The organism is Micrococcus flavus, assembly GCF_014204815.1.
GTDB lineage: Bacteria > Actinomycetota > Actinomycetes > Actinomycetales > Micrococcaceae > Micrococcus > Micrococcus flavus.
This window is the reverse complement of record NZ_JACHMC010000001.1, coordinates 128,871-152,709: the sequence shown is the minus strand read 5'-3', so window position 1 is coordinate 152,709 and position 23,839 is coordinate 128,871. Positions and strand designations below refer to the sequence as shown.

30 protein-coding genes and 2 pseudogenes are annotated in these 23,839 nt (G+C 70.7%); 18 read left to right on the top strand and 14 right to left on the bottom strand.

Annotation, left to right across the window (positions count from 1 at the left end; translation table 11 throughout):
- Nucleotides 1-21 precede the first annotated feature (21 nt).
- Nucleotides 22-774: an SDR family NAD(P)-dependent oxidoreductase gene (locus BJ976_RS00830; protein ID WP_135029434.1), complete on the bottom strand. Its 753-nt coding sequence runs from the start codon at nucleotides 772-774 to the stop codon at nucleotides 22-24.
- Between the two features lie 369 nt (nucleotides 775-1,143).
- Here BJ976_RS00830 and BJ976_RS00825 point away from each other — a divergent pair, with 369 nt between their 5' ends.
- A complete protein-coding gene (locus BJ976_RS00825; RefSeq protein ID WP_229667253.1) occupies nucleotides 1,144-1,581 on the top strand; it encodes a luciferase domain-containing protein in 438 nt (145 codons plus the stop codon).
- A 40-nt stretch (nucleotides 1,582-1,621) separates the two neighbouring features.
- Nucleotides 1,622-2,515 (top strand): hypothetical protein, encoded by an 894-nt coding sequence (locus BJ976_RS00820; protein ID WP_135029436.1) that lies wholly within the window; start codon nucleotides 1,622-1,624, stop codon nucleotides 2,513-2,515.
- Between the two features lie 5 nt (nucleotides 2,516-2,520).
- Here the strand turns inward: BJ976_RS00820 and BJ976_RS00815 are convergent, their stop codons facing one another.
- The 3 genes from BJ976_RS00815 to BJ976_RS00805 are packed head-to-tail and all read right to left on the bottom strand — an operon-like array spanning nucleotide 2,521 to nucleotide 4,571.
- The gene (locus BJ976_RS00815) at nucleotides 2,521-3,063 is read right to left on the bottom strand and encodes a hypothetical protein (RefSeq protein WP_135029438.1); all 543 of its coding nucleotides are present in this window, start codon (nucleotides 3,061-3,063) and stop codon (nucleotides 2,521-2,523) included.
- 21 nt (nucleotides 3,064-3,084) lie between these two features.
- A complete protein-coding gene (locus BJ976_RS00810; protein ID WP_135029440.1) occupies nucleotides 3,085-3,720 on the bottom strand; it encodes an energy-coupling factor transporter transmembrane component T family protein in 636 nt (211 codons plus the stop codon).
- Entirely contained in the window at nucleotides 3,720-4,571 is an 852-nt protein-coding gene (locus BJ976_RS00805) for an energy-coupling factor ABC transporter ATP-binding protein (RefSeq protein WP_135029442.1), read from the bottom strand. The genes BJ976_RS00810 and BJ976_RS00805 overlap by 1 nt, the downstream gene beginning before the upstream one ends.
- Nucleotides 4,572-4,621: 50 nt before the next feature.
- Here BJ976_RS00805 and BJ976_RS00800 point away from each other — a divergent pair, with 50 nt between their 5' ends.
- On the top strand, nucleotides 4,622-5,074 hold the full coding sequence (locus BJ976_RS00800; RefSeq protein WP_135029444.1) for an acyl-CoA thioesterase: 453 nt from the start codon (nucleotides 4,622-4,624) through the stop codon (nucleotides 5,072-5,074).
- A gap of 56 nt (nucleotides 5,075-5,130) precedes the next feature.
- Here the strand turns inward: BJ976_RS00800 and BJ976_RS00795 are convergent, their stop codons facing one another.
- From BJ976_RS00795 to BJ976_RS00785, 3 genes are read right to left on the bottom strand one after another with little or no spacing between them, the layout of a single operon-like run.
- Entirely contained in the window at nucleotides 5,131-6,273 is a 1,143-nt protein-coding gene (locus BJ976_RS00795) for a thiolase family protein (protein WP_135029445.1), read from the bottom strand.
- Complete coding sequence (locus BJ976_RS00790; RefSeq protein WP_135029447.1) at nucleotides 6,270-7,505, bottom strand: AMP-binding protein; 1,236 nt, start codon at nucleotides 7,503-7,505, stop codon at nucleotides 6,270-6,272. The genes BJ976_RS00795 and BJ976_RS00790 overlap by 4 nt, the downstream gene beginning before the upstream one ends.
- Before the next feature lie 2 nt (nucleotides 7,506-7,507).
- Nucleotides 7,508-8,143: a biotin transporter BioY gene (locus BJ976_RS00785; RefSeq protein WP_135029449.1), complete on the bottom strand. Its 636-nt coding sequence runs from the start codon at nucleotides 8,141-8,143 to the stop codon at nucleotides 7,508-7,510.
- Nucleotides 8,144-8,584: 441 nt separating this feature from the next.
- On the opposite strand from BJ976_RS00785, the gene BJ976_RS00780 reads away from it, so the two are divergent.
- The 5 genes from BJ976_RS00780 (at nucleotide 8,585) to BJ976_RS00760 (ending at nucleotide 10,870) form a co-directional block, all read left to right on the top strand.
- Nucleotides 8,585-8,917: a hypothetical protein gene (locus BJ976_RS00780; protein ID WP_184231798.1), complete on the top strand. Its 333-nt coding sequence runs from the start codon at nucleotides 8,585-8,587 to the stop codon at nucleotides 8,915-8,917.
- Between the two features lie 39 nt (nucleotides 8,918-8,956).
- Nucleotides 8,957-9,274: a transposase gene (locus tag BJ976_RS00775; protein ID WP_010080477.1), complete on the top strand. Its 318-nt coding sequence runs from the start codon at nucleotides 8,957-8,959 to the stop codon at nucleotides 9,272-9,274.
- Nucleotides 9,275-9,291: 17 nt separating this feature from the next.
- Entirely contained in the window at nucleotides 9,292-10,221 is a 930-nt protein-coding gene (locus BJ976_RS00770) for an IS3 family transposase (protein ID WP_221419377.1), read from the top strand.
- Nucleotides 10,222-10,238: 17 nt separating this feature from the next.
- Nucleotides 10,239-10,421, top strand: a complete 183-nt coding sequence (locus tag BJ976_RS00765) for a hypothetical protein (protein ID WP_184231796.1) — start codon at nucleotides 10,239-10,241, stop codon at nucleotides 10,419-10,421.
- 104 nt (nucleotides 10,422-10,525) lie between these two features.
- Complete coding sequence (locus BJ976_RS00760) at nucleotides 10,526-10,870, top strand: SUMF1/EgtB/PvdO family nonheme iron enzyme (protein ID WP_229667521.1); 345 nt, start codon at nucleotides 10,526-10,528, stop codon at nucleotides 10,868-10,870.
- A 24-nt stretch (nucleotides 10,871-10,894) separates the two neighbouring features.
- Here the strand turns inward: BJ976_RS00760 and BJ976_RS00755 are convergent.
- Nucleotides 10,895-11,485, bottom strand: a pseudogene (locus BJ976_RS00755) (transposase); the annotation flags it as partial.
- Nucleotides 11,448-11,840 (bottom strand): NAD(P)H-binding protein, encoded by a 393-nt coding sequence (locus BJ976_RS00750; RefSeq protein WP_184231795.1) that lies wholly within the window; start codon nucleotides 11,838-11,840, stop codon nucleotides 11,448-11,450. The gene BJ976_RS00750 and the pseudogene BJ976_RS00755, both read right to left, overlap by 38 nt.
- Nucleotides 11,841-12,033: 193 nt before the next feature.
- On the opposite strand from BJ976_RS00750, the gene BJ976_RS00745 reads away from it, so the two are divergent.
- From BJ976_RS00745 to BJ976_RS00725, 5 genes are all read left to right on the top strand, one after another.
- Nucleotides 12,034-13,536: an MFS transporter gene (locus BJ976_RS00745; protein WP_209281025.1), complete on the top strand. Its 1,503-nt coding sequence runs from the start codon at nucleotides 12,034-12,036 to the stop codon at nucleotides 13,534-13,536.
- Between the two features lie 22 nt (nucleotides 13,537-13,558).
- Entirely contained in the window at nucleotides 13,559-14,125 is a 567-nt protein-coding gene (locus BJ976_RS00740) for a TetR/AcrR family transcriptional regulator (RefSeq protein WP_135030981.1), read from the top strand.
- Between the two features lie 56 nt (nucleotides 14,126-14,181).
- On the top strand, nucleotides 14,182-15,471 hold the full coding sequence (locus BJ976_RS00735; RefSeq protein WP_209281026.1) for an aminomethyltransferase family protein: 1,290 nt from the start codon (nucleotides 14,182-14,184) through the stop codon (nucleotides 15,469-15,471).
- 48 nt (nucleotides 15,472-15,519) lie between these two features.
- Entirely contained in the window at nucleotides 15,520-15,900 is a 381-nt protein-coding gene (locus BJ976_RS00730; protein WP_135030982.1) for a DUF3817 domain-containing protein, read from the top strand.
- A gap of 72 nt (nucleotides 15,901-15,972) precedes the next feature.
- Nucleotides 15,973-16,605 carry a GAP family protein gene (locus tag BJ976_RS00725; protein WP_167736978.1) on the top strand — a complete coding sequence of 211 codons (633 nt, stop codon included), beginning with the start codon at nucleotides 15,973-15,975 and terminating at the stop codon, nucleotides 16,603-16,605.
- A 142-nt stretch (nucleotides 16,606-16,747) separates the two neighbouring features.
- Here BJ976_RS00725 and BJ976_RS00720 read toward each other — a convergent pair whose 3' ends face one another.
- On the bottom strand, nucleotides 16,748-17,395 hold the full coding sequence (locus BJ976_RS00720) for an NAD(P)-dependent oxidoreductase (RefSeq protein WP_135030984.1): 648 nt from the start codon (nucleotides 17,393-17,395) through the stop codon (nucleotides 16,748-16,750).
- A gap of 156 nt (nucleotides 17,396-17,551) precedes the next feature.
- On the opposite strand from BJ976_RS00720, the gene BJ976_RS00715 reads away from it, so the two are divergent.
- Nucleotides 17,552-18,901 carry an ISL3 family transposase gene (locus BJ976_RS00715; RefSeq protein WP_224356213.1) on the top strand — a complete coding sequence of 450 codons (1,350 nt, stop codon included), beginning with the start codon at nucleotides 17,552-17,554 and terminating at the stop codon, nucleotides 18,899-18,901.
- 90 nt (nucleotides 18,902-18,991) lie between these two features.
- Nucleotides 18,992-19,366 carry a winged helix-turn-helix transcriptional regulator gene (locus tag BJ976_RS00710; protein WP_209281032.1) on the top strand — a complete coding sequence of 125 codons (375 nt, stop codon included), beginning with the start codon at nucleotides 18,992-18,994 and terminating at the stop codon, nucleotides 19,364-19,366.
- 51 nt (nucleotides 19,367-19,417) lie between these two features.
- On the opposite strand, the gene BJ976_RS00705 is transcribed toward BJ976_RS00710, so the two are convergent.
- A protein-coding gene (locus tag BJ976_RS00705; RefSeq protein ID WP_184231794.1) for an IS5 family transposase occupies nucleotides 19,418-20,312 on the bottom strand; the annotation gives its coding sequence in 2 pieces (ribosomal slippage) (nucleotides 19,418-19,954 and nucleotides 19,956-20,312; 894 coding nt in all).
- 66 nt (nucleotides 20,313-20,378) lie between these two features.
- Here BJ976_RS00705 and BJ976_RS00700 point away from each other — a divergent pair.
- Together BJ976_RS00700 and BJ976_RS00695 are read left to right on the top strand one after the other, a co-directional pair.
- Complete coding sequence (locus tag BJ976_RS00700; protein WP_036334324.1) at nucleotides 20,379-20,594, top strand: hypothetical protein; 216 nt, start codon at nucleotides 20,379-20,381, stop codon at nucleotides 20,592-20,594.
- A complete protein-coding gene (locus tag BJ976_RS00695) occupies nucleotides 20,591-20,854 on the top strand; it encodes a hypothetical protein (protein WP_036334322.1) in 264 nt (87 codons plus the stop codon). Before BJ976_RS00700 ends, BJ976_RS00695 begins: the two co-directional genes overlap by 4 nt.
- A 304-nt stretch (nucleotides 20,855-21,158) precedes the next feature.
- On the opposite strand, the gene BJ976_RS00690 is transcribed toward BJ976_RS00695, so the two are convergent.
- Nucleotides 21,159-21,761: a cadmium resistance transporter gene (locus BJ976_RS00690; protein ID WP_135031010.1), complete on the bottom strand. Its 603-nt coding sequence runs from the start codon at nucleotides 21,759-21,761 to the stop codon at nucleotides 21,159-21,161.
- Complete coding sequence (gene cmtR, locus BJ976_RS00685) at nucleotides 21,758-22,117, bottom strand: Cd(II)/Pb(II)-sensing metalloregulatory transcriptional regulator CmtR (RefSeq protein ID WP_006590980.1); 360 nt, start codon at nucleotides 22,115-22,117, stop codon at nucleotides 21,758-21,760. Before cmtR ends, BJ976_RS00690 begins: the two co-directional genes overlap by 4 nt.
- Before the next feature lie 198 nt (nucleotides 22,118-22,315).
- Between cmtR and BJ976_RS00680 the strand changes: the two are divergent.
- Nucleotides 22,316-22,882, top strand: a pseudogene (locus BJ976_RS00680) (recombinase family protein); the annotation flags it as partial.
- A gap of 21 nt (nucleotides 22,883-22,903) precedes the next feature.
- Here BJ976_RS00680 and BJ976_RS00675 read toward each other — a convergent pair.
- Nucleotides 22,904-23,833, bottom strand: coding sequence for an IS3 family transposase (locus tag BJ976_RS00675; protein ID WP_221419375.1), 930 nt, complete (start codon nucleotides 23,831-23,833; stop codon nucleotides 22,904-22,906).
- Nucleotides 23,834-23,839 lie beyond the last annotated feature (6 nt).

Below are 23,839 nucleotides of genomic sequence, written 5' to 3'. Positions count from 1 at the left end.
CGAGGCCACGTCCGCCCCGGATCACGGGGCGGTGTAGCCGCCGTCCACCAGGTGGTAGGAACCGGTGATGAAGGAGGCCTTCTCGCTGAGCAGGAAGCTCACGAGGTAGGCGACCTCCTCAGGCCGGCCCAGGCGGCCGACCGGGTGCTTGGCCACGAGGGCGTCCTTGACCTCGGCGGGCAGGTTCGCGAGCAGCGGGGTCTCGATGTAGGCCGGGCCCACCGCGTTCACGCGCACACCGCGCGGGCCGTAGTCCACGCCGGCCTGCTTGGTCAGGCCCACCACGCCGTGCTTGGCGGCCGTGTAGGCGGAGGCGCCCACACCCGTGGCCACGGAGCCGTGGATGGAGGACATGTTCACGATCGCACCGCCGCCGGCCTTCTCGATCTCCGGCAGCTGGTACCGCATGCCGTAGAGCACGCCGTTGAGGTTGATGTCGATGACCTTGTCCCAGTCCTCGAGCGCCAGGTCGCCGGCGGCGTCCGGGCCGGCGTCCACGCCCGCGTTGTTCACCGCCAGGTGCAGCCCGCCGAACTCCTGCACGGCGAACTCCACGGCCTCCCGGTTGTCCTCCGGGGAGGCGGTGTCGTGCTTCATGGCCTTGGCCTCGCCGCCGGCCTCGGTGATCTCCCGGGCCACGCGCTCGGCGGCCTCCAGGTTGATGTCCGTGACCACGACCTTCGCGCCGTTCTGCGCAAGGTCCTTGGCGCACGCCTCGCCGATGCCGGAACCGGCGCCGGTGACCAGGGCGACCTTGCCGTCGAACTCGTTCATGACGTTCTCCTTCGTCGTCGGGGAATCCTGCGGGCCCGACGCGCGGGCCCATCTCCGACGCTGGGCGGCGTCGCGGTCCGTGTCCCGGGTCCGTCGACGCCGCCGCCCCAGTCCGCGCTTTCGAACGTGGAATCGGGCGAATGGGCGCTTTCGAGCGTGGAATAGGACCTATTCCACGTTCGAAAACGCCGGGGGGAGGGGCGCCCTCGCCGTCAGTCAGCCGGGCCGAGGCGCCGGTCCTTGCTCGGCAGGAGCGTTCCCGGCCCTAGGCTGATGCTGTGACCACCCCGGGCCCGCCGTCTCCTCTGCTCGACGCCCCCCCGCCCCGGCCGTCGACCCGCCACCTCCGACCAGGGGCCCCACCGTCAGTTGGACCAGCAAGCCCCGCCCGCCCTGTGGGGTGAGCTGGTGGCCCGAGCCCGGACCCTCGAGGGCGTGGAGGAGGGGCACAGCCAGGTCTCCCCCGCCGATTCACGGGCCCTGTTCGTCACCGATCTGCCCACGGAGCGCTCCCCGGAGACCAACCTCGCCCCGGGGCGCCGGCTGGAGCCCGTCCACCTGCACGGGGTGGCCGACACCTCCGTCCACCTCGTCCTGCCCGCCGAACGCGGCGCCCGTCTCACCGCCCTGGGATGGGCCGAGCCGCACGGTCACGCCGAGCACGGCACCGAATGGATGGTCTACGGCCCCCGTGGCGACGCCGAGCTCGACGTCGTGGTGCAGATCATCGAGGAGGCCCTGGACTTCGCCCGCGGCCCGGCGGCCGCTCACCCCTGGGATGATCCGCACCCCGGCACCTACCGTTGACGGCACAGCCCCCGGCCTCCACCAGAGGGAGCACCCGACCGTGACCGCGCCCCGCCTCCTGCCCGCCGAGCCGCCCGCCCCGGGTCGGCGTCGACGTGCGCGACGCACCGGCGTGCTGCTCGCGGCGGGTGCGCTGGGCCTCACCGGCTGCGGCCTGCTCTCCCCCGACGATGCCGGAGTCGGCACCACGACGCCGCCTGTTGCCTCCGCGACGTCTGCCGCCCCGGACCCGGGGCAGGCCCCACCCGCCGGACCCGCCGCCCCGGGGACCGGTGCCGTAGCTGGGGGTGCGTCGACGTCGTCGTCCGCGAACCCGGCCACGCCGCCCACGACCAGGGCCGGCTACCCGGGCCACGAGCGCGTGGAGCGCGCCCTGCGCACCGAACTGGGCGAGGACGCGCAGATCAGCAGCCACGACGCCGAGGCCACCGGGCGGATCCTGGCCTCCCGCGACGTGGACGCGTTCGGGCCGCTGACGGCGGGGGTGGTCGAGCCGTGCCGCAGCCTCCGGGAGGAGGCCACCCGGGAGATCCTCGACGGGATGGTGGGCGCGACGTTCGGCCAGACCGCGGACCGCGCCACGGGTGCGTTCCACATGATGAACGTGGTGGTCATGCGGGACGAGGCCACGTGGCGGGCCGTGGACGAGGAGCACCACCGTGTGCGGAAGGAGTGCCTGGGCGGGGATGGCCGCGAGCGGACCACCGTGCCGGTCGGGGCCGGGGACGCGACCGTCACCCAGAAGGTCCTGCGGGGCTACCCCACGTCCGCCACGGACCAGGTGATGCGCACGGCCTACGTGCCCGGTGGCCGGATCAACGTGAACGAGATGACCCGCGAGCCCCTCGACGGGCCGTCGCCCGTCCCCCTCGAGGAGTTCGCCGCCGAGCGCATCCCCCAGCTGGAGTTGTTCATCGCCGAGGCGGCCGGCTGACCCGGTCAGGGGGTCCGGTCGGCCTCGTCCGCGGCGGGGGCGGCGGTGCTCCCGTGCACCTCGGCCGTCGAACCGGAGCCCGGCGCCTCGACGACCGGCACGGGGGCCGTGTCGGAGGCGGCGTCGCCGTCGTCGTTGACCTGCTCCTGCTCCTGCTCCTGCGACCCGACCACGGCCTCGACCTCCGCCGCGGACGGGATGTGCAGGAACCGGCCGACGGCGACCGCCGCGACGATGCCCAGCAGCGGCCCCACGAACGGCGCACCGCCGGTGATGAGCCCGACCAGCAGCGCCACCAGGCCGCCGCCGACCACCTGCGTGGTCTTGGGGCCCTCGTACTCGGGCCGCCACGGGGCGCGCGGCGTTCCGCCCATGGTGCCCTCGGCGCGGGCCAGCGGCGCGAACCACGCACCGGCCACGAGGAGGACGGCGCCGAGCAGCGCCACCACCAGGGCGCCGGCGAACGAGCCGTCGTCGGCGCGCAGCGGGGTCAGGACGAGCGTGAGCACGAGGACGACGGCGAGGGAGGCGATGCGTGCGGGGGTCATGGTGCCAGGCTAGCGGGCGACCTACTCGATGCCGCGGGCGGCGAGGGCGTCCCCGACGTCGTCGGCGTGCTTGAGGGAGAGCACCAGCAGCGGCAGGATCCACGCCCACGGAGCCAGCCGCACACCGCGGGCGGCCTGGGCGTGGCGGATCTGCTCGGCGAGGGCGCGCAGGTGCCCGATCGAGGCGAGCACCAGGCCCATCGCCAGGCCCACGCGGTCCGGGCGGACGCCCGCGCGCGCCAGGGCCGGCCCGATCCACGGCAGGTGCGGCACCGGGGTGAGCAGCGCCTCGGCGACGCCGGCCATGTCCGCGATCCGGGTGGTCCGGGTCATCACCTGGGCCGTGAGGACCACGCCGAGCACGCGCGCGGTGGTGAGGACCGCCGTCGTGAGGTCGAGGAAGAGCCACTGCGCCGCGAAGAGGACGGCGTAGAAGATCCACAGGCCGCGCAGGTCGGCGGCGAGCATCCCCGCGCCGCGGCGCACCCCGAAGCCCACCAGGTACGCCACCACGGCCCCGATGACGGCGGCGCCCGCCGTCCCCACGGACGCCGGCAGCAGCGTCAGGGCCAGCACCCACACGGCGAAGACGCCCATCTTCCACCCGGCCGGGCAGCGGTGCAGGGGCGAGTCGCCGTCCACGTAGAGGGAGAGCATCAGGCGAGCTCCTCGGCCACGGCGCGGTCCAGGAAGGCCTCGTAGGCGGCCACCACGTCCGCGGCGGGACCGGTGCGCTCGATGCGGCCGGCATGGACCCACACGGCCTCGTCGCACGCGCGGGCGAGCTCGAGGTCGTGGGTGACGAGCAGCAGTTGGAAGCCGCCTGGGGCGGACGGGTCCGCGGCGAGGAGCCGGTCCGCGATGATCTGCCGGTGCCGGCCGTCCAGGAGGGAGGTGGGCTCGTCCGCGATCACGAGGGAGGGCGCGGCGGTCATCACGGAGCACACGGCCAGGCGCTGGGCCTGCCCCGAGGACAGGGACAGGCACGCACGGTCCGCGAGCGCGGTGAGCCGGTGCCCGGCCAGCGCGGCGTCGGTGCGGCGGGCGACCTCCTCCGTGGACAGGCGGCGCCCGTCGGGCCCGCGCAGGGCCTTGACCGTGAGCTCGACGTCCTCCCGGACGGTGGGCATGACCATCTGCGCGGCGGGGTTGGCGAACACCATGCCCACGGTGCGGCGCAGGCCCTTCACGTCCCGCACGGCGTCCACGCCGTGCACGATCACCTCGCCGGCGGTCACGTCCGCCAGGCCCGCCACGGCCCGGGCCAGGGTGGACTTGCCCGAGCCGTTCTCCCCCACGACGGCGACGCGCGGGGCGCTCAGCTCCAGGTCCACGCCCTCCAGCAGGACGGCGGACGACGTCGGCCCGGCCGCCTCCACGCGCACCCCGCGCAGGCGCACGGTGCGGTCCGCTCCGGTACCCGGGTCGGCGGCGCGGTGCGCGTCAGGGGCGGGGCGGGCGCCGTCGTCGGGGGCGGTGGGGCCCTGCGGGCGAGCGGTGCGCGTCATGGTGAGATCCTTCCCGATCCGGGGCTGCGCGGCGGGGCTAGCGTGGGGCCATGAGCGAGCACGCCGCACCGAACCTGACCCCCCGTGAAGCCGACGACGTCTCCTACCGCACCCGTAAGTGGGTCAAGCCCGAGGACCTGAACGCGAACGGCACGCTGTTCGGCGGGTCGCTGCTGCGGTGGATCGACGAGGAGGCCGCGATCTACTCCATCATCCAGCTGGGCAACCCGCGCTCGGTGACGAAGCTGATCTCGGAGATCGAGTTCCGCGCGTCGGCCCGGCAGGGCGACATGATCGAGATGGGCCTGCGCGCCGTGGCGTTCGGCCGCACCTCGATGACCATGCGCGCGAAGGTGCGGAACATGGTCACCGGTGAGGTCATCCTGACGATCGACAAGATCGTGTTCGTGTCCCTCGACGAGGACGGCCGGCCCCAGCCCCACGGCTACACGGACATCACGTACGACCGCGACCGCCTGCCCCTCGAGGATCGCGGCCACTGACGGGCCGAGCGCCGCGGGGGCGGGCACCAGCGGGGCGCGTCCGACCTGCACGTCCATCAGCGCACCTCCAGGAGGGCCGCGACGCCCATGCCGCCCGCGACGGCGCACGCGACAAGGCCCCGCGCGCCCGGCGGCTGCTCCTGCAGGCGGTGCACGGCCCGGACCAGGGCGACCGCGGCGGAGGCGCCCCACGGGTGGCCCAGGGCCAGCGCACCCCCGGCGGCGTTCACGCGCGGATCGACGCCGGCGTCCCCGTCGGTCAGGCCCAGGTCGTCCAGCGTGGCGAGGGCCTGGGCGGCGTAGGCCTCCACGACCTCCACGACGGCCAGGTCCTCGAGTGCCCAGCCGACCTCGTCGAGGGCCGCGCGGACGGCCGCGACCGGGGCGATCCCCGGCAGGGCGGGGTCGCCGCCCGTGACGGTCCCCCCGGCGAGCCGCACGGGCCGGGCCAGGGGGGCGGTGTCCGGCACTCCCGGCTCCAGCAGCACGGCCGCGGCGCCGTCCGCGATGCGGGCGGCGGTCCCCCCGGTCACGGCCGTGTCCGGGTCGGCGCCGGGGGTCACACCGGTGAACCGCGCGAGGGCGGCGGGGGTCAGGCGTCGGGGGCCGTCGTCGTCGGGGGCGGATGCGCCCTCCTGCCCCCGGGCGCGCTCGGCGGCGCGCAGCTCCGCGGCGGCCAGCGCGAGGGCGTGGGACCGGGCCGCGAAGGCCTCCTGCCGCGCGCGGGTGATCCCCCGGGCGGCGGCGAGGGCGTCCGCGGCGGCGGTCATCCCGGGGTCCGGCCGGCCGCGCGGCACCATGGGGGCCTGCGTGTACGGCACCCCGTCCCGGAGGCGCTCGGGGGCCGTGGACGCGGACTCGACACCCCCGCCCACCACCGGTCGCCCCGTGAGGGCCGCGTGCCCGGCCGCCTGGAGCACGGCCAGCAGCCCCGAGCCGCACTGGGCGTCCACGGTCCAGCCGGGGACGGCGTCGCCCAGCCCCGCCCCGAGGGCCGCCACACGCGCCGGGTTCCCGCCCGGCCCCCAGCAGTTGCCGAGCACGACGCCGGCCACGCCCTCCTCCGCGCGGCCGCGGGTCACGGCGGCGACGACGTCCGCCCCGAGCTCACCCGCATCCCGGTGGGCCTGCACGCGGGAGCGGCCGGTGACCGCCGTGCGGACGGCGGCGGTGATCCAGACGTCGGCGGCGGGGGTCATGCGCCCGAGTCCATCACGGATCCCGGCGGCACGCGGCGCACCTTGCCCGAGGGCGTGCGGGGCAGCCGGTCCACCGCGTGCCAGCGTCGCGGGCGGGCCGCCGAGGTCAGGCGGTCGCGGGCCGCCGTCCGGAGCGCGGCGAGCACGTCCTCCGGGTCTCGACCGGGCGCCGGCTCCACCCAGGCGACGACGCGCCGGCCCAGCCGCGCGTCCGCCTCCCCCGCGACGAGCACGGCGGAGGCGAGCGGTCCGGCGTCGTCCCGGACGCCGGCGAAGACCTCCTCCACCGCGGAGGCGTGGACGGTGGCCCCGGCGGTGAGGATCACCCCGTCGGCCCGGCCGTGGAGGGTGAGGCGGTCGCTGTCCAGGGCGGCGGCGTCGCCGGTGCGGAGGAAGCCGTCCGGGCGCCAGCGGGGCAGGGCGGTCGCGGCGCCGTCCGGTCCGGTCAGGTGCAGGGACGAGCCGTCCGGCTCGGCCAGCTGGTCCGAGCGGACCAGCAGCAGGCCGTCCTCGGTCTCCGCCTCGACGCCGGGCAGCAGGCACAGCCCGGTCCCGTCCGGGTCCACGGCCACGAAGCTGGCCTCGGCGGCGCCGTAGTAGTGGACGAGACGGAGGCCGTGGGCCTCGGCACGTGCGCGCAGCCCGGCGGGCAGCCGGTCCCCGCCCACCAGGGCGACGCGGAGGGCCGGGGCGGGGGCGGCGTCGTCGAGGAGGTCGAGGACGTCCGCCAGCTGGGCGGGCGTGCCGTGGAGGGCGGCCGGGGCAGGGGCGTGCGGCGCGGCGGCGAGGTCCTCGGCCCGCACGCGGGCGCGGGCGGGCACGAGGAGCCGCGCACCGGTGGCGGCGCAGAACGCGGCGGCGTTGAGGGCCATGGAGGAGGTCGGGTGCACGGGCACCAGCAGCCCCTCCCCGGGCTCGAGGCCGAGCCACGCCCGGACATGGGCGTGGCCGACGGACCAGGACCGGTCCGTGCGCAGCACCACGCGGGGCGTGCCCGTGGAGCCGGACGTGGCGGCGGCCCAGGCCACCTGCGCCGCCCGCTCCGAGGAACGGGCGGCGAGGTCCTCCAGGGCGTGGGCGGCGGCGTCGACCTGGCCGGCGGCGGCCTCCGGTGCGACGCGCTCATCCAGGACCAGCGGCACCCGCCCCGCCGCGCACAGGGCGAGGGCGCGGGTCAGGACGGCCGCGTGGTCCGCGCCCCGCACGGGCGCGACCCGCTCCCCCGCGCGCACGCTCAGGCGAAGGCGCGCGGGTAGGCCTTCCAGAGGCCGGCCGCGAGGAGCGAAGCGACGACAGCCTTGACCAGGTCACCCGGGATGAAGGCGAGCGAGCCGATCGCCGCGGCGTCCAGCGGCACGCCGCCGAGCAGGTGCATGCCGGGGATGCCGAACGCGTAGATCACGGCGATCCCGCCGACCACGCACGCCAGCAGCGCGGAGCCGATCAGGCCGCCGGTGCCGGCTCCGGCGCGGCGCCGACGCAGGTAGCCGTGGAAGATCAGGCCGACGACGAGCGCCCCCGGGATCCAGCCCCACAGGAAGCCGCCGGAGGGGCCCACGAACACCGCCGCGCCGCCGCGGCCGCCGGCGAGCAGGGGCAGGCCGAGCGCCACGAGCCCGTGGAACAGGGCCAGGCACGCGGCCCCGCGCCACGGCCCGAGCACCAGGCCGGCCAGCATCACGCCGAGGGTCTGCAGGGTGATGGGCGCGGGGATGCCGGGGACCGGGATGCCGGGCATGGCGCCCATGACGGCGATCAGCGCGGCCATCACGGCGATCTTCGCCAGGGACGCGCCGGGCGAGGCGGTGCGGCGGCGGGCGTCGGCGGGGTGGGTGTCGACGGCGGGGGCGTCGGGGGCGGTGCGGGACATGGTGCTCCTGGGTGCGAGGCGAGGTGACGCGATGAACGCTGTTCAATGAACGGTGTTCAGGAGTGTAGCCCCCTCGTTTCCGTTCGGGAAACGGCGGCCGTCGGGGGCATTTTCGTTGATGCGACTGTCGAGATGCAACGACGATTTCAGAAACGCTGTCGAGATGCAGCGAAGAGTTCCAAAACGCGCCAATTTGATTCATACGCCATCGAGCACCCCAGACATTGACGTAACGAGGCCGCGAAAGATAAAGAGACCGCCGTTGCGTCTGACCACACGCCTTGTGCCTGTCTCTGATGGTTTCCTGAACCTATGGACGAAGTACCTCCTCCTTCCTCAGGCACGTGCGAGCCCCATCCGCGGTGCGTGCTGATCGGACCACCCGCCACCGGCAAGAGCACCGTGGCCCCACTTGTGGCCTCCGCCCTCAGATCCCCATGGGTGGATCTCGACGAGATCGCCTCGCCGCACTACGCCGAGGCCGGCTGGAGCCCGGCGATGCTCTCCGATCTGCCCTCGGAGCTCGGGTGGGAGCGATTCCATGCCTCCTTCGAGCCCGCCCTGGTCCACGCCGTGGAGCGATGCATCCAGGAACACCCCGGCGCCGTTGTAGGCCTCAGCGCCGGGCACACCCACCCCACCGACCCGAGCCTCCGGCCGCGAGTGGCCCACGCCTTGGAGGGCGCGTTCGTCGTGCTACTGCGCCCCACCCCCGATGCGGACCGCTCCGTGCAGATCCTTCGCGAGCGATGCCGTGTCGCGCGTCAGACTTAGTGGCAGGGCCGTTATGTAGGTCCTGAAGGAGAGTCTGACATGGGTAGACCACCCTCGATTCCGGCGGAGAAGAAGACCCGGATAGTGCTGAGCGTGCTGGCCGGCGAGATGTCCATCGCCGAAGCGGCACGCAAGGAGAAAGTCAGTGAGCAGTCCATCGGACGGTGGAAGGCCGAGTTCCTGGAAGCCGGCAAGACCGCCCTGGTGGCCGGCAGGTCCGGACCATCCTCCCGAGAGGAACAGCTGGAGGCCGAGGTCGCCGAGCTGACCCAGGCCTTGGGCGAGGCACACCTGGAAGCCAGGGTGTGGAAGAAGTCCGCGGAGGGCCGGCTGGGCCCTTCGAGGACCTCGAGGTGATCCGCGTGGAAGCGGGCATGTCGACCGCGAGGTTCTGCCAGCTCTTCGACATGCCCGAGCGGACCTGGCGCCGCTGGCAGGCCAAGGCCCGCACCGGGACGGCGGTGAAGGGACCGTGGCCGCAACCGGGACGGCAGGCCGCCAGGGAACTGGTGGTCAAGCACGCGCTGGCCCATCCGGCGTGGGGGCATCGGAAGATCTGGGCAATGGTCCGCCACGACGGGCATGTGGTTTCCGAGGCGACCGTGCTGCGGATCCTGCGCGACGAGGGGCTGATTCTGCCCGCGCAGTACCAACGGGAGCGACGGAAGCTGGCCGAGCGGCGCAAGGCCGCGTTCGCCACCAAGCCCTCAGGCCCGAACCAAGTCTGGCAGCTGGACTTCAGTGAGTTCGAGACCACCACCGGAGGGACCTGGCGGCTGGCCGGGTGCCGGGACTACTGGTCCAAGTACGAGCACCCCTTCCACGTTTCGCCCACCGGGAACCAGTACGACGCGATCGACGCGATCGAGTTGGCCCTGGCCGACTACGAGGCTATGTTCGGTCACCCGCTGGTCGAGGCCTGCCCGGTCGATCCCGAGACCGGTGAGCTGTTGGCCGTGGTGACCATCGTGACGGACAACGGCGGGCCGTTCCGGTCCTTCCGCTTCGAGTCCTTCATCGCCGCCCACCCCGAGCTACACCACGTGCGTACCCGAGTGAAGACCCCGGGGCAGAACGGGTCCCGTGAGCGCGGCTTCGGCACGCTGAAGTACGAGCGGCTCTACCTGGACGAGATTGACGACGCGATCGTGCTCGCCGAGCGGGCCGAGGACTACCGGATCGAGTACAACGAGCTCCGGCCCCACGAGGCCGTCTCATGGAACCGGCCCAAGGAGGTGCACCTGGGCCTGGCCGACCCCACCACCCCGACATTCAAAACCAAAGAAATCCTGCCAACTACTTGACGCGGGACAGCCGACGCGTGAAGTGGACGGACTGGCAGATCGGCGGGGTCGACTGGATTCACCGCTGGTGCACCGACCAGCAGGACGAGCAACTCGCCGACGCGACCGTCTATACGGAGGGGCAGAGCCCCGAGCAGGTGGCCACCGAGATCGTCACGCGCTTGCAACACCACGAGGCGCAGACGCATGCCCCCGGCTGAGCAGGTACGACGGGAAATTTCCTGACACGCAGGGGGCGAGCCAGCCACTCGCCGTGGGGTGAAGACCTCCCGGCATCTGCACGTCGGTGTGTCACGCTGGCCCCATGCCCCCGCCCGCAATGACTCCCCTACCCCCGGGCAGGATCACCCTGCGCGACGCACGCCGCGGGACCACACGGGACGTCAAGCTGAAGCCCTTCGAGATCGCCATCCATCCCCTCCACGACCCGGACACCGGCCTGCCGGTCGCGCCTCTGACCTGGTTCGACGCCGCCGCTCTCTGCAATGCGCTCTCCGCGACCGAGGGCCTGCAGCCGGCCTACGCTCACGCGGCAGACCGGCGCTCCATCACGTGGGACCCCGCCGCCGACGGCTACCGGGTGCCCACCGAGGCCGAGTGGGAGTACGCCTGCCGCGCTGGCACGGTCAAGCCCCTTGTGGTGGTGTAGCGGTTGGATCCTTCGTTGGGGTTGTCAGGCGCTGAGCTCGAGGGCAGTGTCGGTGTCGGTGCCCACCTCGCTTCCGGTGTCCTCGACGGGGGTGAGGCGGCAGCGGGCGAGGACCTCGAGGCCGAGGTAGCGGCGCCCTTCGGCCCATTCGTCGGTCTGCTCGGCCAGCACCGCCCCGACCAGCCTGACGATGGCTGCCCGGTTGGGGAAGATGCCCACCGCGTCGGTGCGGCGGCGGATCTCCCGGTTGAGCCGCTCGGCCGGGTTGTTCGACCAGATCTGCGTCCAGACGTCCTTCGGGAACGTCGTGAAGGCCAGGATGTCCGCCCGGGCATCACCGAGGTGCTCGGCCACCGCCGGGAGCTTCTCGCTTACGTAGTCCAGCAGCCGATCGAACTGCGCGTTCACCGCCGTGGCGTCGGGCTGGTCGTAGACCGAGTGGAGCATGGCCTTCACTGCCGGCCACATGGACTTCGGGGTGATGCCCATCAGGTTCGCCGCGTAGTGGGTCCGGCACCGCTGCCAGGTGGCGCCGGGCAGGTTGGCGGCGATGGCGTCCTTGAGCCCGGCATGGGCGTCACTGGTGACCAGGCGGACCCCGATCAGGGCCCGCGCCCTGCGTCGAGACCAGGACGACATGGGTGATGGCGTTGGCGCGGATCGCGGCGACGGCCGCGTCGGTGAAGGAGGCCCACTGCGCGGCCAGGTCCTCGGTGCGCGGGTCGGGCGGCAGGGCCAGGAACATCCCGGTCGCGCCGACGCTGGCGCGGGTGAGCGCGTCGGGGTCATCCATACCCCCGGTGAACACCTGGGCGCGCTCACGCACCACTTCGGGCAGCCGCACCTGGCTCCCATCACGCACCAGCACCGAGACGGGGTGACCGTCCTCGATGAGCTGCGCGGCGACGTGCCGGCCGATGTTGCCGGTCGGGGTGGTCACGAACACGCTCTGCGTGTGCTGCTCGTTCATGGTCTGCCTGTCCTCTCGGTCGATCCCGCACGCCTCGCCCCGCCTGCGCAGAGGCCCGCCGCCCCCCAGGAAAAGGGGCTGCGCTTCGTTCATGCTACGGACCACGCGGACGGTTCCACCGGTCCTCATTTACTGTACCGGACGTCTGGTATAGTTACGATGGTTGTGTTCGGTTCCAGGAAGGCGTGATGACGTGAGTTTGAGCAAGCGGCAGCGGTGGGGTCTGCTGGCGACGGTGGCGGCGGGGCTGCTGTTGATCACCCTGGACAACTCGATCCTGTACACGGCGTTGCCGACGCTAGTGGAGGAGCTCGGGGCCTCGGGGTCGCAGAGCTTGTGGATCATCAACGCCTACCCGGTGGTGATGGCGGGTCTGCTGCTGGGGTCGGGCACGCTGGGGGACCGGATCGGGCACCGACGCATGTTCTTGATCGGTCTGGTGGTCTTCGGGCTGGCGTCCCTGGGGGCGGCGTTCGCGCCGTCTGCTGGGCTGCTGATCGCTGCGCGTGCGGTGCTGGCGGTAGGCGCGGCGGCGATGATGCCGGCCACACTGGCGCTGATCCGCGTCTCGTTCGAGGTCGAACGCGAACGCAACTTCGCGATCGCGGTGTGGGGGAGCCTGGCCGTGGTCGGAGCGGCGCTGGGCCCGATCGTGGGCGGGGTGCTGCTGGAGCACTTCTGGTGGGGTTCGGTGTTCCTAATCAACGTGCCCGTGGTCATCGTCGCGCTGGTCGCGGCGATGCTGATCGCACCGGCCAACGACCCTGACCCGTCCAAGAGGTGGGATCTGATCTCCTCGGTGCAGGCGATGGTCGCGCTGGTGGGTGCGGTGTTCTTCATCAAGGAGCTCGCGCACTCCCCGCAGAACTGGGTGATCGTTGGTGCGGGTTTGGTGGCCGCGGTGGTCGGGTCGGTGCTCTTCGCGCGCCGGCAGCGGCGCCTAGAGCAGCCGCTGCTGGAGTTCTCGATCTTCCGCAACCCGGCGTTCAGCGCCGGGGTGCTGGCGGCGGCGTTCTCGATGTTCGCGATCGGTGGGTCTCAGTTGGTCACCACCCAGCGGTATCAGCTCGTGGAGGGTTTTACCCCGCTGCAGGCCGGTCTGCTGGTCGCGGCGGTCGCGATCGGGTCGCTGCCCACGGCGCTGCTGGGCGGGGCGTTCCTGCACAGGATCGGCCTGCTGCCCCTGATCGCCGGGGGCCTTGCGGTCGCCTCGCTCGGGGTGGTCGTGGTGATCATCGGCGTGCAGGCCGACGTGTTCGGTGTGCTGGTCGCCGGGCTGCTAGTCACCGGCGCCGGGCTGGGCGGGGCGATGTCGGTGGCCTCGACCGCGATCGTGGGCAACGTGCCCGCCCGCCGCGCCGGGATGGCCTCCTCCGTCGAGGAGGTCTCCTATGAGTTCGGGTCCCTGACCGCTGTCGCGTTGCTGGGTAGCCTGCTCACCTTCGTCTACACCACCACCGTTCGGCTCCCTGCCGGGGCACCGGAGGGCGCGCACGAGAGCCTGTCGGATGCGCTGGCGGTAGCCGGCGGAGACCGGGCGATCATCGAGGCAGCCAGCAGTGCCTTCGACACCGGATTCTTGGTCACGATGATCATCCTCGCCGTGGTCCTGGCCGTAGGGGCCGCGGTCACCGGCCGGTTGCTGCGCCACCACGGGCCGGGCACTCAGTCTCAGGCCTTCTCGGGCAACCACTGACCCGGGACTGGAGGCAGAGGTTATGCGTCCCAGCAAGCGGACCGAGATCCTGGATGCCGCCCTGCGGGTGATCGAGGCCGGCGGGGTCACCGCGGTGACCTTCGAGTCCGTGGCCGAGGCCGCGGGCATGACCAAAGGCGGGCTGCTGTACCACTTCCCGACCCGGGAGGCGCTGCTCCACGCGCTGCACGAGCACCTCGCGGGGCAGTGGGAGGCGAGCCTGGTCGAGGCGGCCGGATCATCGGCCGAGCAGGCCACCGAGGCTGAGCGGTTGGGGGCGTACGCCCGCGTGGCGACCCAGAGCGCCACGCGCGCCGAGTTGCTGTTGATGCTCGAGACGGCCAACGAACCCGACATGCACGCCACCTGGAACACGGTCCTGACACGGTGGACACCGCCGCTGCCCGAGAAGGGGGACCTCTCGCAGGCCCAGCTTCGCCAGGTCATCGCCCGCCTCGCCGCCGACGGGCTCTGGCTGCACGAGTCCTTCACCACCGTGCCTCTGGCCACGGTCGTGCGTGCCCAGATCACCGCAGCGATCACCGACCTGGCCGTGCAGGCCACCGACACCGAGAGCGTGACCCGATGAGTCAGCCCACCCCCCTTCGTCACAGCCCGTACCTGCCGTTCGACCCCTAGGTCGCGCTGTACAGCAGCTCGCTGGGCAGCTTCACCCCGTATGAGTTCAGCGACTTCCGCACCGAGGAAGAGTCGTGGAAGACCACCGCGTACCTGCACGCCGGACTGAACCCCGCCTCTCCCTACCGGCTCACCGGCCCCGACGCCCTGCGCTTGCTGGAGCGGGCGTGTGTGAACGACTTCACCCGGTTCTCCGTCGGTGCGTCCAAGCACGCGGTGATGTGCAACACGAACGGGCACGTCATGGCTGACGGGATGGTCCTGCGGGTGGGCGAGGAGGAGTTCGTCAGCTTCTTCCTCAACCCCTACATCGACTACCTCGTCGCCACCGGTGAGTACGACGTCACCGGGCAAGACCTGTCCGGCAGCCTGTTCCTGTTCCAGGTCGGGGGTCCGGCGTCGTTGGACATCATCCAGGCCGCCACCGGTGAGGACTTCACCGACCTGGAGTTCATCTGGCACCGCGAATCCACCATCGCCCATCCCACCACCGGGGAACCGCTGCCGGTGCGGGTGTTCCGCCTCGGTGTCGCCGGGACGCTGGCGTACGAAGTGCACGGCAACACCGACGACGCCCCCGCGGTGTACGAGGCGCTCATGGCCGCCGGGGCTGACTTCGGTATCACGCGGCTGGGGTTGCGCGCCTACGGGCTCAACCACACCGAGAACGGGTTCGCGCAGTCGTTCCTGCACTTCCTGCCCGCCTACACCGAAGACGCCGACTTCCTGGCGTTCCTGGGCGTCGACGCCGAGCATGTGTTCCCTCGACTGCCAGGCAGCGCCGGAACGGACGTCTCCAAGCGGTACTTCACCCCCTTCGAGCTCGGCTGGGGGCACATGGTCGCCTTCAACCACGACTTCACCGGCAGACACGCCCTGCAAGCAACACCCGCCACCCGCCGACCCGTCACCTTGATCTGGAACCCCGAGGACGTCGTGGCCGTCTACGCCAGCCAGTTCACCCCCGGCCAGCAAGCCCAGTTCATGGACTTCCCGGCCAACCCGATCTGGACCGCGCACAGCACCATCGTGTTCGCCGACGACGTCCTGCACCAGGGCCACCCCATCGGCATCTCCAGCGGCCGCATGTTCAGCAGCAGCTACCACTCGATGATCTCGCTGGCCTTCCTGGACGAGACCCTCGCCCAGGAAGGAACGCAGGTGGAGATCATCTGGGGAGACCCCGGCACCCACCAAAGACACATCCGCGCCACCGTCGGGCGCTACCCGATGCTGCACCTGCCGAAGAACCGCACCATCGACCTCACCCGCCGCCCGTCCCCACCGGCGTCCTGACGCTCCCGCGCGTCCGCGCCCAGATCAGTCATCCCGGAGGATCACATCGTGCAGCACCCCTCATCCCGCCACCCGATCGGCCGCACCGGTCGTGTGTTCTCGATCGTCGCGTTCGTCGAGGCCGGCACCTGGACCGGGCTGCTGATCGGCATGTTCCTCAAGTACGTCACGCGCACCACCGAGCTCGGGGTGCAGATCTTCGGCATGGCCCACGGCATCGCGTTCCTGGTCTACCTCATCGTCACCATCACCGCGGCGGTCATCCTGCGCTGGCGGTGGTGGATCGCGCTGCTGGCGGTCCTCGCCGCGATTCCCCCGCTGGTGACGATCCCGCTGGAGATCTGGCTCGCCCGCCGCGGGGACCTCGCCCCCCGCCGGACCCGTACCGCGACCGAGCGGATCCTCCAGGATGCAAATGACTCGCGGTGACGAGAGCCCCGTCACCGCGACGCCGGGGCGGGAGCAGCAGTAACGGCGGGGCTGCTGCTCACCCTGGTGGGCTTGGCAGTGCTGGACTCGGTCAACGTCTCCACGATCTGGATCGTCGTGGTGATCCTGCTGGCCGCCAAGCGGCCCGCCGCCACCGGGTGGGCGTACACGGTCGGGGCGTTCGTGACGTTCGGGACCTTCACGCTGCTGCTCTACTTCGGGCTCAACGCCGCCGAGACCTGGCTGGACGGGTTGACGCTGTGGCTACGACGCATCCTGTTCACGATCATCACGGTGGTCTTCATCGTTCTCGGCGTCCGCCGGTTCACCGCGCGTCCCCGGCGCGGGTACGGACTGCCGTCCTGGGTGAACGCCTGGACCGCGCTTCCGCTCGGCCTGGTCGCCACGATCAGCGACATCCCCAACGCGTTCCCGATGTTCCTGGCCGTCGAACGCCTCATCGACACCGGCATCGCCCCCGAAACCGCGGTGCCCGTGCTGATCGGCTACACCGCGATCTACGCCCTGCCGACCCTCGCGGTCCTGATCGTCGGCCTGCTCTACCACGACCGTCTCCGGGCCCGGCTGCAAACCCTCTACGACCGCTACGCCACCGGCCACACCAAGCCCAGCGGCACGATCGCCGCCCTGTGCTTCACCGCAGCCGCCGCGAGCCTGGCCATCCTCATCTTCCTCATCCGATGACCCCATCGGTCCCTGACGGTGCGGGCGGGCCTGGCCTCCTGAGCGTGCTTGTCCGCCCCGGACGCCAGCACGAATGCGCCCGCCCGGTAACGATTGCCGGGCGGGCGCGCTTATGCGGCTGGGCTCGCGAGAGCCGAACGACTCAGTAGGCGACGGAGAACTGCGCCCGCCGGTGGGTGGGCGTGTCGATCTCCGCGACGATCGCGGCGGCGAAGTCCGGGCCGCTGATCGCCGACTGCCCCTCAGCATCGAACAGAGCGACCTCCCCGCCGATCCGGTACCGGCCCAGGTCCTCACCAGGCACGTAGGAGCCGTAGTTCCCCGCCGGGCTGACATAGAACCAGTCCAGCGCCTGCGGAGCGTCGCTGAGCAACCAATCCAGCACCGCGCCCATCGCCCGCGCCTCAGCGGCGAACTCCGGCGGCAGCTCCCCGGACTCATAGAACCGCGGAGCCCCCTCCACAGGTCGCAGCGCGCTGAACCCGCCCACCACCCCGAACCGGACCCCGCCTGCCGCGGCCAGGCCGGCCACCTCCCGATACACCCCTGCCAGGGAGTCCTCCAGCTCACCCCGCGGCGCCAGCGCACCGATCACGACATCAGCGCCGGCCACCGCCTGCTCACGGATCGCCGCGTCCCCCAACGAACCCGTCCGATAGGTGACCCCATCGACAGGCTCCGACGGGCCTGTGCGACTGAAGGACGTGACGTGGTGCCCCGCCCGCACCGCCTTGGCCACAATGTGACCCCCGGTATAGCCCGTACCTCCCAGAACGACGACGTTCGCCATGACTGATTCCCTTCCTCAACCGAACAGGCCTTTACTGGCTCTTCGCCGTTGAGTGTGGGGGTGTGACGCGCCGGGGCCTGGGGTGAGGGCTCGAAAGCGCCGAGGCCCTCGATGATCAGAGGACTCTGACCTCTCCTGATCACAAGGACCTCGACCATGCCTGAGCCTACGTTGTACTGCCGTGCGCGCGGCGACTACTGCACGTGTTGCGATCTGCTGGTCGGATTGCCCGGGCTGCATGTGCTCACCGCCGAACGGGATGACCACGACCGGCTGGTGGTGACGGTCGAGTCCGCGCCGGAGCCGATGGGATGCCGCTCCTGCGGGGTGATCGCCCGTGGTCACGGTCGGATCGAGGTCAGCCTGGTCGACGCGCCAGCGTTCGGGCGACCGGTGCGGATCATCTGGCGCAAGCGCCGGTGGCTGTGTCCAGATCCAGCCTGCGAGGTCGGCTCGTTCATCGAGCAGGACGAGAAGGTCGCTGCACCGCGAGCGGTGCTGACGACCCGGGCGTGCCGGTGGGCGATCGAGCAGATCCGCCGAGAGCACGCCTCCGTCAACGGGATCCGCCGTCAGCTCGGGACAGGATGGCGCACAGTGTGGGACTCGATCCAACCCCTGCTGCAGGCCGCTGACGAGGACCCATCCCGCTTCGAGGGCGTCGCGATCCTCGGGGTTGACGAGCATGTCTGGCATCACGTCTCGACCAAACCCATCCATCACGGCGGGCGCGGCCCCAAAGAGCTGACCGGGATGGTCGACCTGACCCGGGACGAGGGCGGGCGCACGAGGGCGCGGTTGCTCGATCTGGTGCCGGGCCGTTCCGGCAGGGTGTACAAGGACTGGCTCGACCAGCGCGGCGACGCCTTCCGAGCCCGGATCGAGGTGGCGACCCTGGACCCGTTCCATGGGTACAAGAACGCCATCGATGACCAGCTCGAGGACGCCCGCTCGGTCCTGGACGCCTTCCATGTGGTCAAGCTGGCCACCACTGTCGTCGATGATGTCCGCCGGCGGGTTCAGCAGCAGATCCACGGCCACCGCGGCCGCAAGAGCGATCCGCTGTACCGGGTCCGCAACGTCCTGCGCGCCGGCGCGGAGAATCTCACCGATCGGCAACGCGATCGGCTCGAGACGGCCTGGGCCGCTCACGAGCAACACATCGAGGTCGAAATCGCGTGGTTGTGCGCCCAGAAGGTTCGCTCCGCCTACCGTCAGGGCACTCATGCCGCCGGGCGAGCAGTCGCCGAGAAGATCCTCGCCACCTTCACCTCGTGTCCGATCCCCGAGGTCGCACGGCTGGGCAAGACCCTGAACAGATGGCGCCGCGAGTTCCTCGGCTACTTCGACACCAACGGCGCCAGCAACGGCGGCACTGAAGCCATCAATGGACTCATCGAACTCCACCGACGCATCGCCCGAGGCTTCCGCAACCGGGACAACTACCGCCTCCGGATGCTCCTCATCGGCGGCGGGTTAGACATGACACACCACACTCAACGGTGAAGAGCCCCTTTACTCCATCCTCTCACTGTAGGAGAGTTAGTTTCCGTTGGTAAGTAGGCACTTGGTGGTAACCAGGAGGGGACGATCGCCATGAGCATCGAGGAGATGGTTCTGGACCCATACCAGGCCGGCTGCCCGACCCGGCGCATCCTCGACCGCATCGGCGACCGGTGGACCGTCCTGGTCGTCGGAGCCCTCGGCCCCGGACCCGCCCGCTTCTCCGCCCTACTGCGTCACGTCGAGGGCATCTCCCAGAAGATGCTCACCCAAACCCTCCGCGCCCTGGAACGCGACGGCCTGCTCACCCGCCGCGCCTACCCCGAAGTGCCCGTACGCGTCGAATACCAGCTCACCGACGCCGGCCGCTCCCTCCTGGCCCCCCTCAAAGCCCTCGAAACCTGGTCCATCGACCACTTCACCCAAGTCCACCACGCCCAGACCATGTTCGACCGGCGCGACTCCTGAGAGCACCACAACCCCAGCGCTACGCGAATCAGCGAAGCTCACCGGAGAGGACTAGGGCATGTCTGACAATCGTTTTGACCATGCGATCACAGCGTTCAACACCACAGCGGCCCTGTAGATGATCGCGTACTTGTCATACCGGGTGGCCAGGCCCCGCCACTGCTTCAGGTGTGCGTACTGGCGCTCGATGACGTTGCGGCCCTTGTAGGCGTCCGCGTCGAGGCCGACGGGGCGCCCGCCGGCTGAGCCGCGGCGTCTGCGGTGGTCCTGCTGGTCGGCCGGTTCGGGGATGACCGCCTTGATCCGGCGGGCACGCAGGTGGGTGCGGATCGCCCGGGAGGAGTACGCCTTGTCGCCCAGCACGGCCTTGGGGCGGGTCCGGGGCCGCCCTACTGGCCGGGTCACGCGCAGCTGCTCCAGAAGAGGAAGCAGCATCGGGGAGTCCCTTGCCTGGCCGGGGGTGATCAGGCTGACCAGCGGCAGCCCGGTCCCATCGACGAGCTGATGGATCTTCGTGCTCAGCCCGCCACGGGAGCGCCCGATGCCGTGATCGGCGGGCTCCTCACGCGGATTCTTGTAGTTCGATCCATCCCCCTGTGTGGCGGGTGATGTTCGTCGCGTGCTGGTGGGCGCGGGCGATCGTGGAGTCCACCGCCACCGACCAATCGATCAGGCCTTCGGCGTCAGCGGCGGCGGTCAGCGTGGCCAGCACCGTGTCCCAGGTGCCTTTTTCGGCCAAGCGCCGATGCCAGGTCCACACGGTCTGCCAGGGCCCGTAGACCTCGGGCAGATCCCTCCAAGCGATTCCGCACCGGTACCGGTAGATGATTGCCTCCACCATGGCGCGGGCGTCGGCGAACGGCCTGCCGGCGCGGCCGGTCCGGGTCGGGAGCATCGGGGCGATCAACTCCCATTGGGTGTCAGAGAGCATCTGGAACCGGGACATGTCCCCAGGGTCTCAGCTGACTCGTGCATCTATTCTCAGACACGCCCTAGAACAGGAGTCGAGCCCATGGGCAAGACCGTTCACCGCAGTGCCAGCACGGGCCGGTTCGTGAAGACCTCCACGGCCAAGCGCAATCCGCGGACCACCACTACCGAGACGATCCCCTCACCCGGCGGAGCGACCCGTTCGGTGGGCCGTTCGGCCATCACGGGCCGCTTCGTCACCACTTCCACCGTCGCACGTCACCCCGGAACCACCATCACCCAGCAGGTGTCCCGATGAGCGCCCGGGTGAAGATCTCGGGAAATCTGGAGCGCGAGCTGCAGCGAGCCGTCCAGGACACGATGACCACGTTGGCCAAGGACTACCAGAGGATGCTCGATCAGTTGGGCCAGCAGTACGCCGGTGCGCCGGTGGAAGAGATCAAGCCGGTGCTGCGGACGCGGTGGTCCCGCATCAGCGGGACCATCAGTGATCCTGAGCTGAGCATCTACGCCCAGCACATCAGCGAAGGCACCCCGATCACGGTGCGCACTTCCTGACTCAACGCTGAACAGCGGGCCAGCCTCTGCAGAGGCTGGCCCGCTGTTCTCGTTGGAGCACAGGGTCGGCCCCTGCCCATGGGGAGCGCTGGCGCTTGTTGTCCAGGGCGACAAAATCGGTCGTTTGTGGCGGGCGTCCGGGATGCGACGGGGCTGTGGCTTCGTTCGCTTGGTGGCGGGGTTTTTGCAGCGCTCCGTGACGGTCTTGTTGCCGCGATCACGCAGGACTGGCTACAGGTAGGTGTCGCGGTCTGAACCGAGAGGGGTGCGCCCGGTCGGGGCCGTTTGGATCGCTGCCGCTACGTCAGAGTCCGAAGGCTCCGCCGCTGACGAGGATCACGATGCCGAGGCCGATGAGAACGATGGGGAAGAGGATGTGCTCCCAGCGTTCGAGCACTTCGGCGATCGGGGGGCGGGTGGCGACGAACTTTGCCAGGGCCACCAGGACCGCGACGAGCGCGAGGAAGACGATGCAGTAGGCGACTACTGCGAGAGGTTCCACGCTGAGGAAGACAGGGGTGTAGACGCCGATGTTGTCGCCGCCGTTGGCAAGGGTGACGCCTGCGACTGTCCACACGCCGACCTTCTTGCCGGCAACCTTGGCCTCGTCGTCATCGTCGTCATCGTCTCCGCGCCAGGCCTGCCATGCGGCCCAGAGGCCGAGGCCCAGAGGGATGAGACCGAAGTACGGGATGGCTGCCGAGGGCAGGAATGCTCCGGCGCCGATGGTCACCAGGACCGCGGCACCGAGGATGCCGGCGAATCCGAGGTACTGGCCGGCCAGAATGCGGGCGGTAGTGCCGCGCTGGCCTGACCCTCGCGCGAAGAAGAGGGAGAGCACGATGATGTCGTCGATGTTGGTCGCTGCGAACAGGCCCATCGCCTGCAAGACCGAGGTGAGGATCATGCGCCCTCCCCAGCTGCGTCGCATCCGGGAAGCGAGCAGGCGGGATCGATGCACGGGGCGTCTTCGTCCACTGCCAGGGTGGCATCGACCAGTGCCGTCAGCGCCTGCGCCAGGTGCGAATCGGCGATCTCATATCGTGTCCGACGACCCTCGGGCTCGGAGACGACGATCCCGCAATCGCGCAGGCATGCCAGGTGGTTGGACACGTTCGGGCGTGTCAGGTCCAGATCTCGGGCCAGTTCCGCCGGGTAAGCGGGATGGTCGAGCAGGGTCAAGATGATCCGGGATCGAGTGGGGTCGGCCAGTGCACGACCCAGGCGGTTCATCACGTCGAGACGCGAAGCAATAGTCAGCATGGACTGAACTATACAGCGCGCACTGAACACTCGGTCACAGGCGTCAGCCCAGATCGCATACCCGTAAGGGGATCCTTCACCGTACGTCAAGCGAGCTCAGTCCTCGACGACGTCTTGTGAGGGATCGTCATGTACGCAAGACCCGTACGGTGACGTGGGCGGTGAGGGGAGGGTAACTGCAACAATGGGGATACCCATGTCGGCTACGCGCGCGTCTCGACTCTCGAGTAAGACCTCTCCGCCCAACGGGAAGCACTCGAGCGCCTCGGAGTCGAGAACAAGGACATCTACTTCGACCACGGCCTGACGGGAACGACCCGCGCCCGGCCCGGGCTGCGCGAAGCGCTGGCCGCGGCCCGGGACGGCGACACCCTGGTGGTGACCAAGCTCGACCGGCTGGCCCGCTCGCTCCCGGACGCGAGGGACATCGCCGACGAGCTCACCACCAAGGGAGTGGCGCTCAGTCTCGGAGGCAGCGTCTACGACCCCAACGACGCCGTCGGCCGGTTGCTGTTCAACGTGCTCGGCATGGTGGCCGAGTTTGAGGCGGACCTCATCCGCCTGCGCACCCGCGAAGGCATGGCCATCGCCAGATCCAAGGGCAAACTCAAAGGCAAGAAGCCCAAGCTCTCGCCCTCTCAGCGCAAGCACCTGCTGACGTTGCACGCCGCCGGCGAGCACACCCAAGCCGAGCTGGCCGAGCTGTTCAACGTCTCCCGCACCACCATCTACCGCGAGCTGCGCCGCACCACGACCGACACCTGACCGCGCCTGCACTGTCCCGCGTCAAGTAGTTGGCAGGATTTCCTTGGTTTTGAATGTCGGGGTGGTGGGGTCGGCCAGGCCCAGGTGCACCTCCTTGGGCCGGTTCCATGAGACGGCCTCGTGGGGCCGGAGCTCGTTGTACTCGATCCGGTAGTCCTCGGCCCGCTCGGCGAGCACGATCGCGTCGTCTATCTCGTCCAGGTAGAGCCGCTCGTACTTCAGCGTGCCGAAGCCGCGTTCACGGGACCCGTTCTGCCCCGGGGTCTTCACTCGGGTACGCACGTGGTGTAGCTCGGGGTGGGCGGCGATGAAGGACTCGAAGCGGAAGGACCGGAACGGCCCGCCGTTGTCCGTCACGATGGTCACCACGGCCAACAGCTCACCGGTCTCGGGATCGACCGGGCAGGCCTCGACCAGCGGGTGACCGAACATAGCCTCGTAGTCGGCCAGGGCCAACTCGATCGCGTCGATCGCGTCGTGCTGGTTCCCGGTGGGCGAAACGTGGAAGGGGTGCTCGTACTTGGACCAGTAGTCCCGGCACCCGGCCAGCCGCCAGGTCCCTCCGGTGGTGGTCTCGAACTCACTGAAGTCCAGCTGCCAGACTTGGTTCGGGCCTGAGGGCTTGGTGGCGAACGCGGCCTTGCGCCGCTCGGCCAGCTTCCGTCGCTCCCGTTGGTACTGCGCGGGCAGAATCAGCCCCTCGTCGCGCAGGATCCGCAGCACGGTCGCCTCGGAAACCACATGCCCGTGGTGGCGGACCATTGCCCAGATCTTCCGATGCCCCCACGCCGGATGGGCCAGCGCGTGCTTGACCACCAGTTCCCTGGCGGCCTGCCGTCCCGGTTGCGGCCACGGTCCCTTCACCGCCGTCCCGGTGCGGGCCTTGGCCTGCCAGCGGCGCCAGGTCCGCTCGGGCATGTCGAAGAGCTGGCAGAACCTCGCGGTCGACATGCCCGC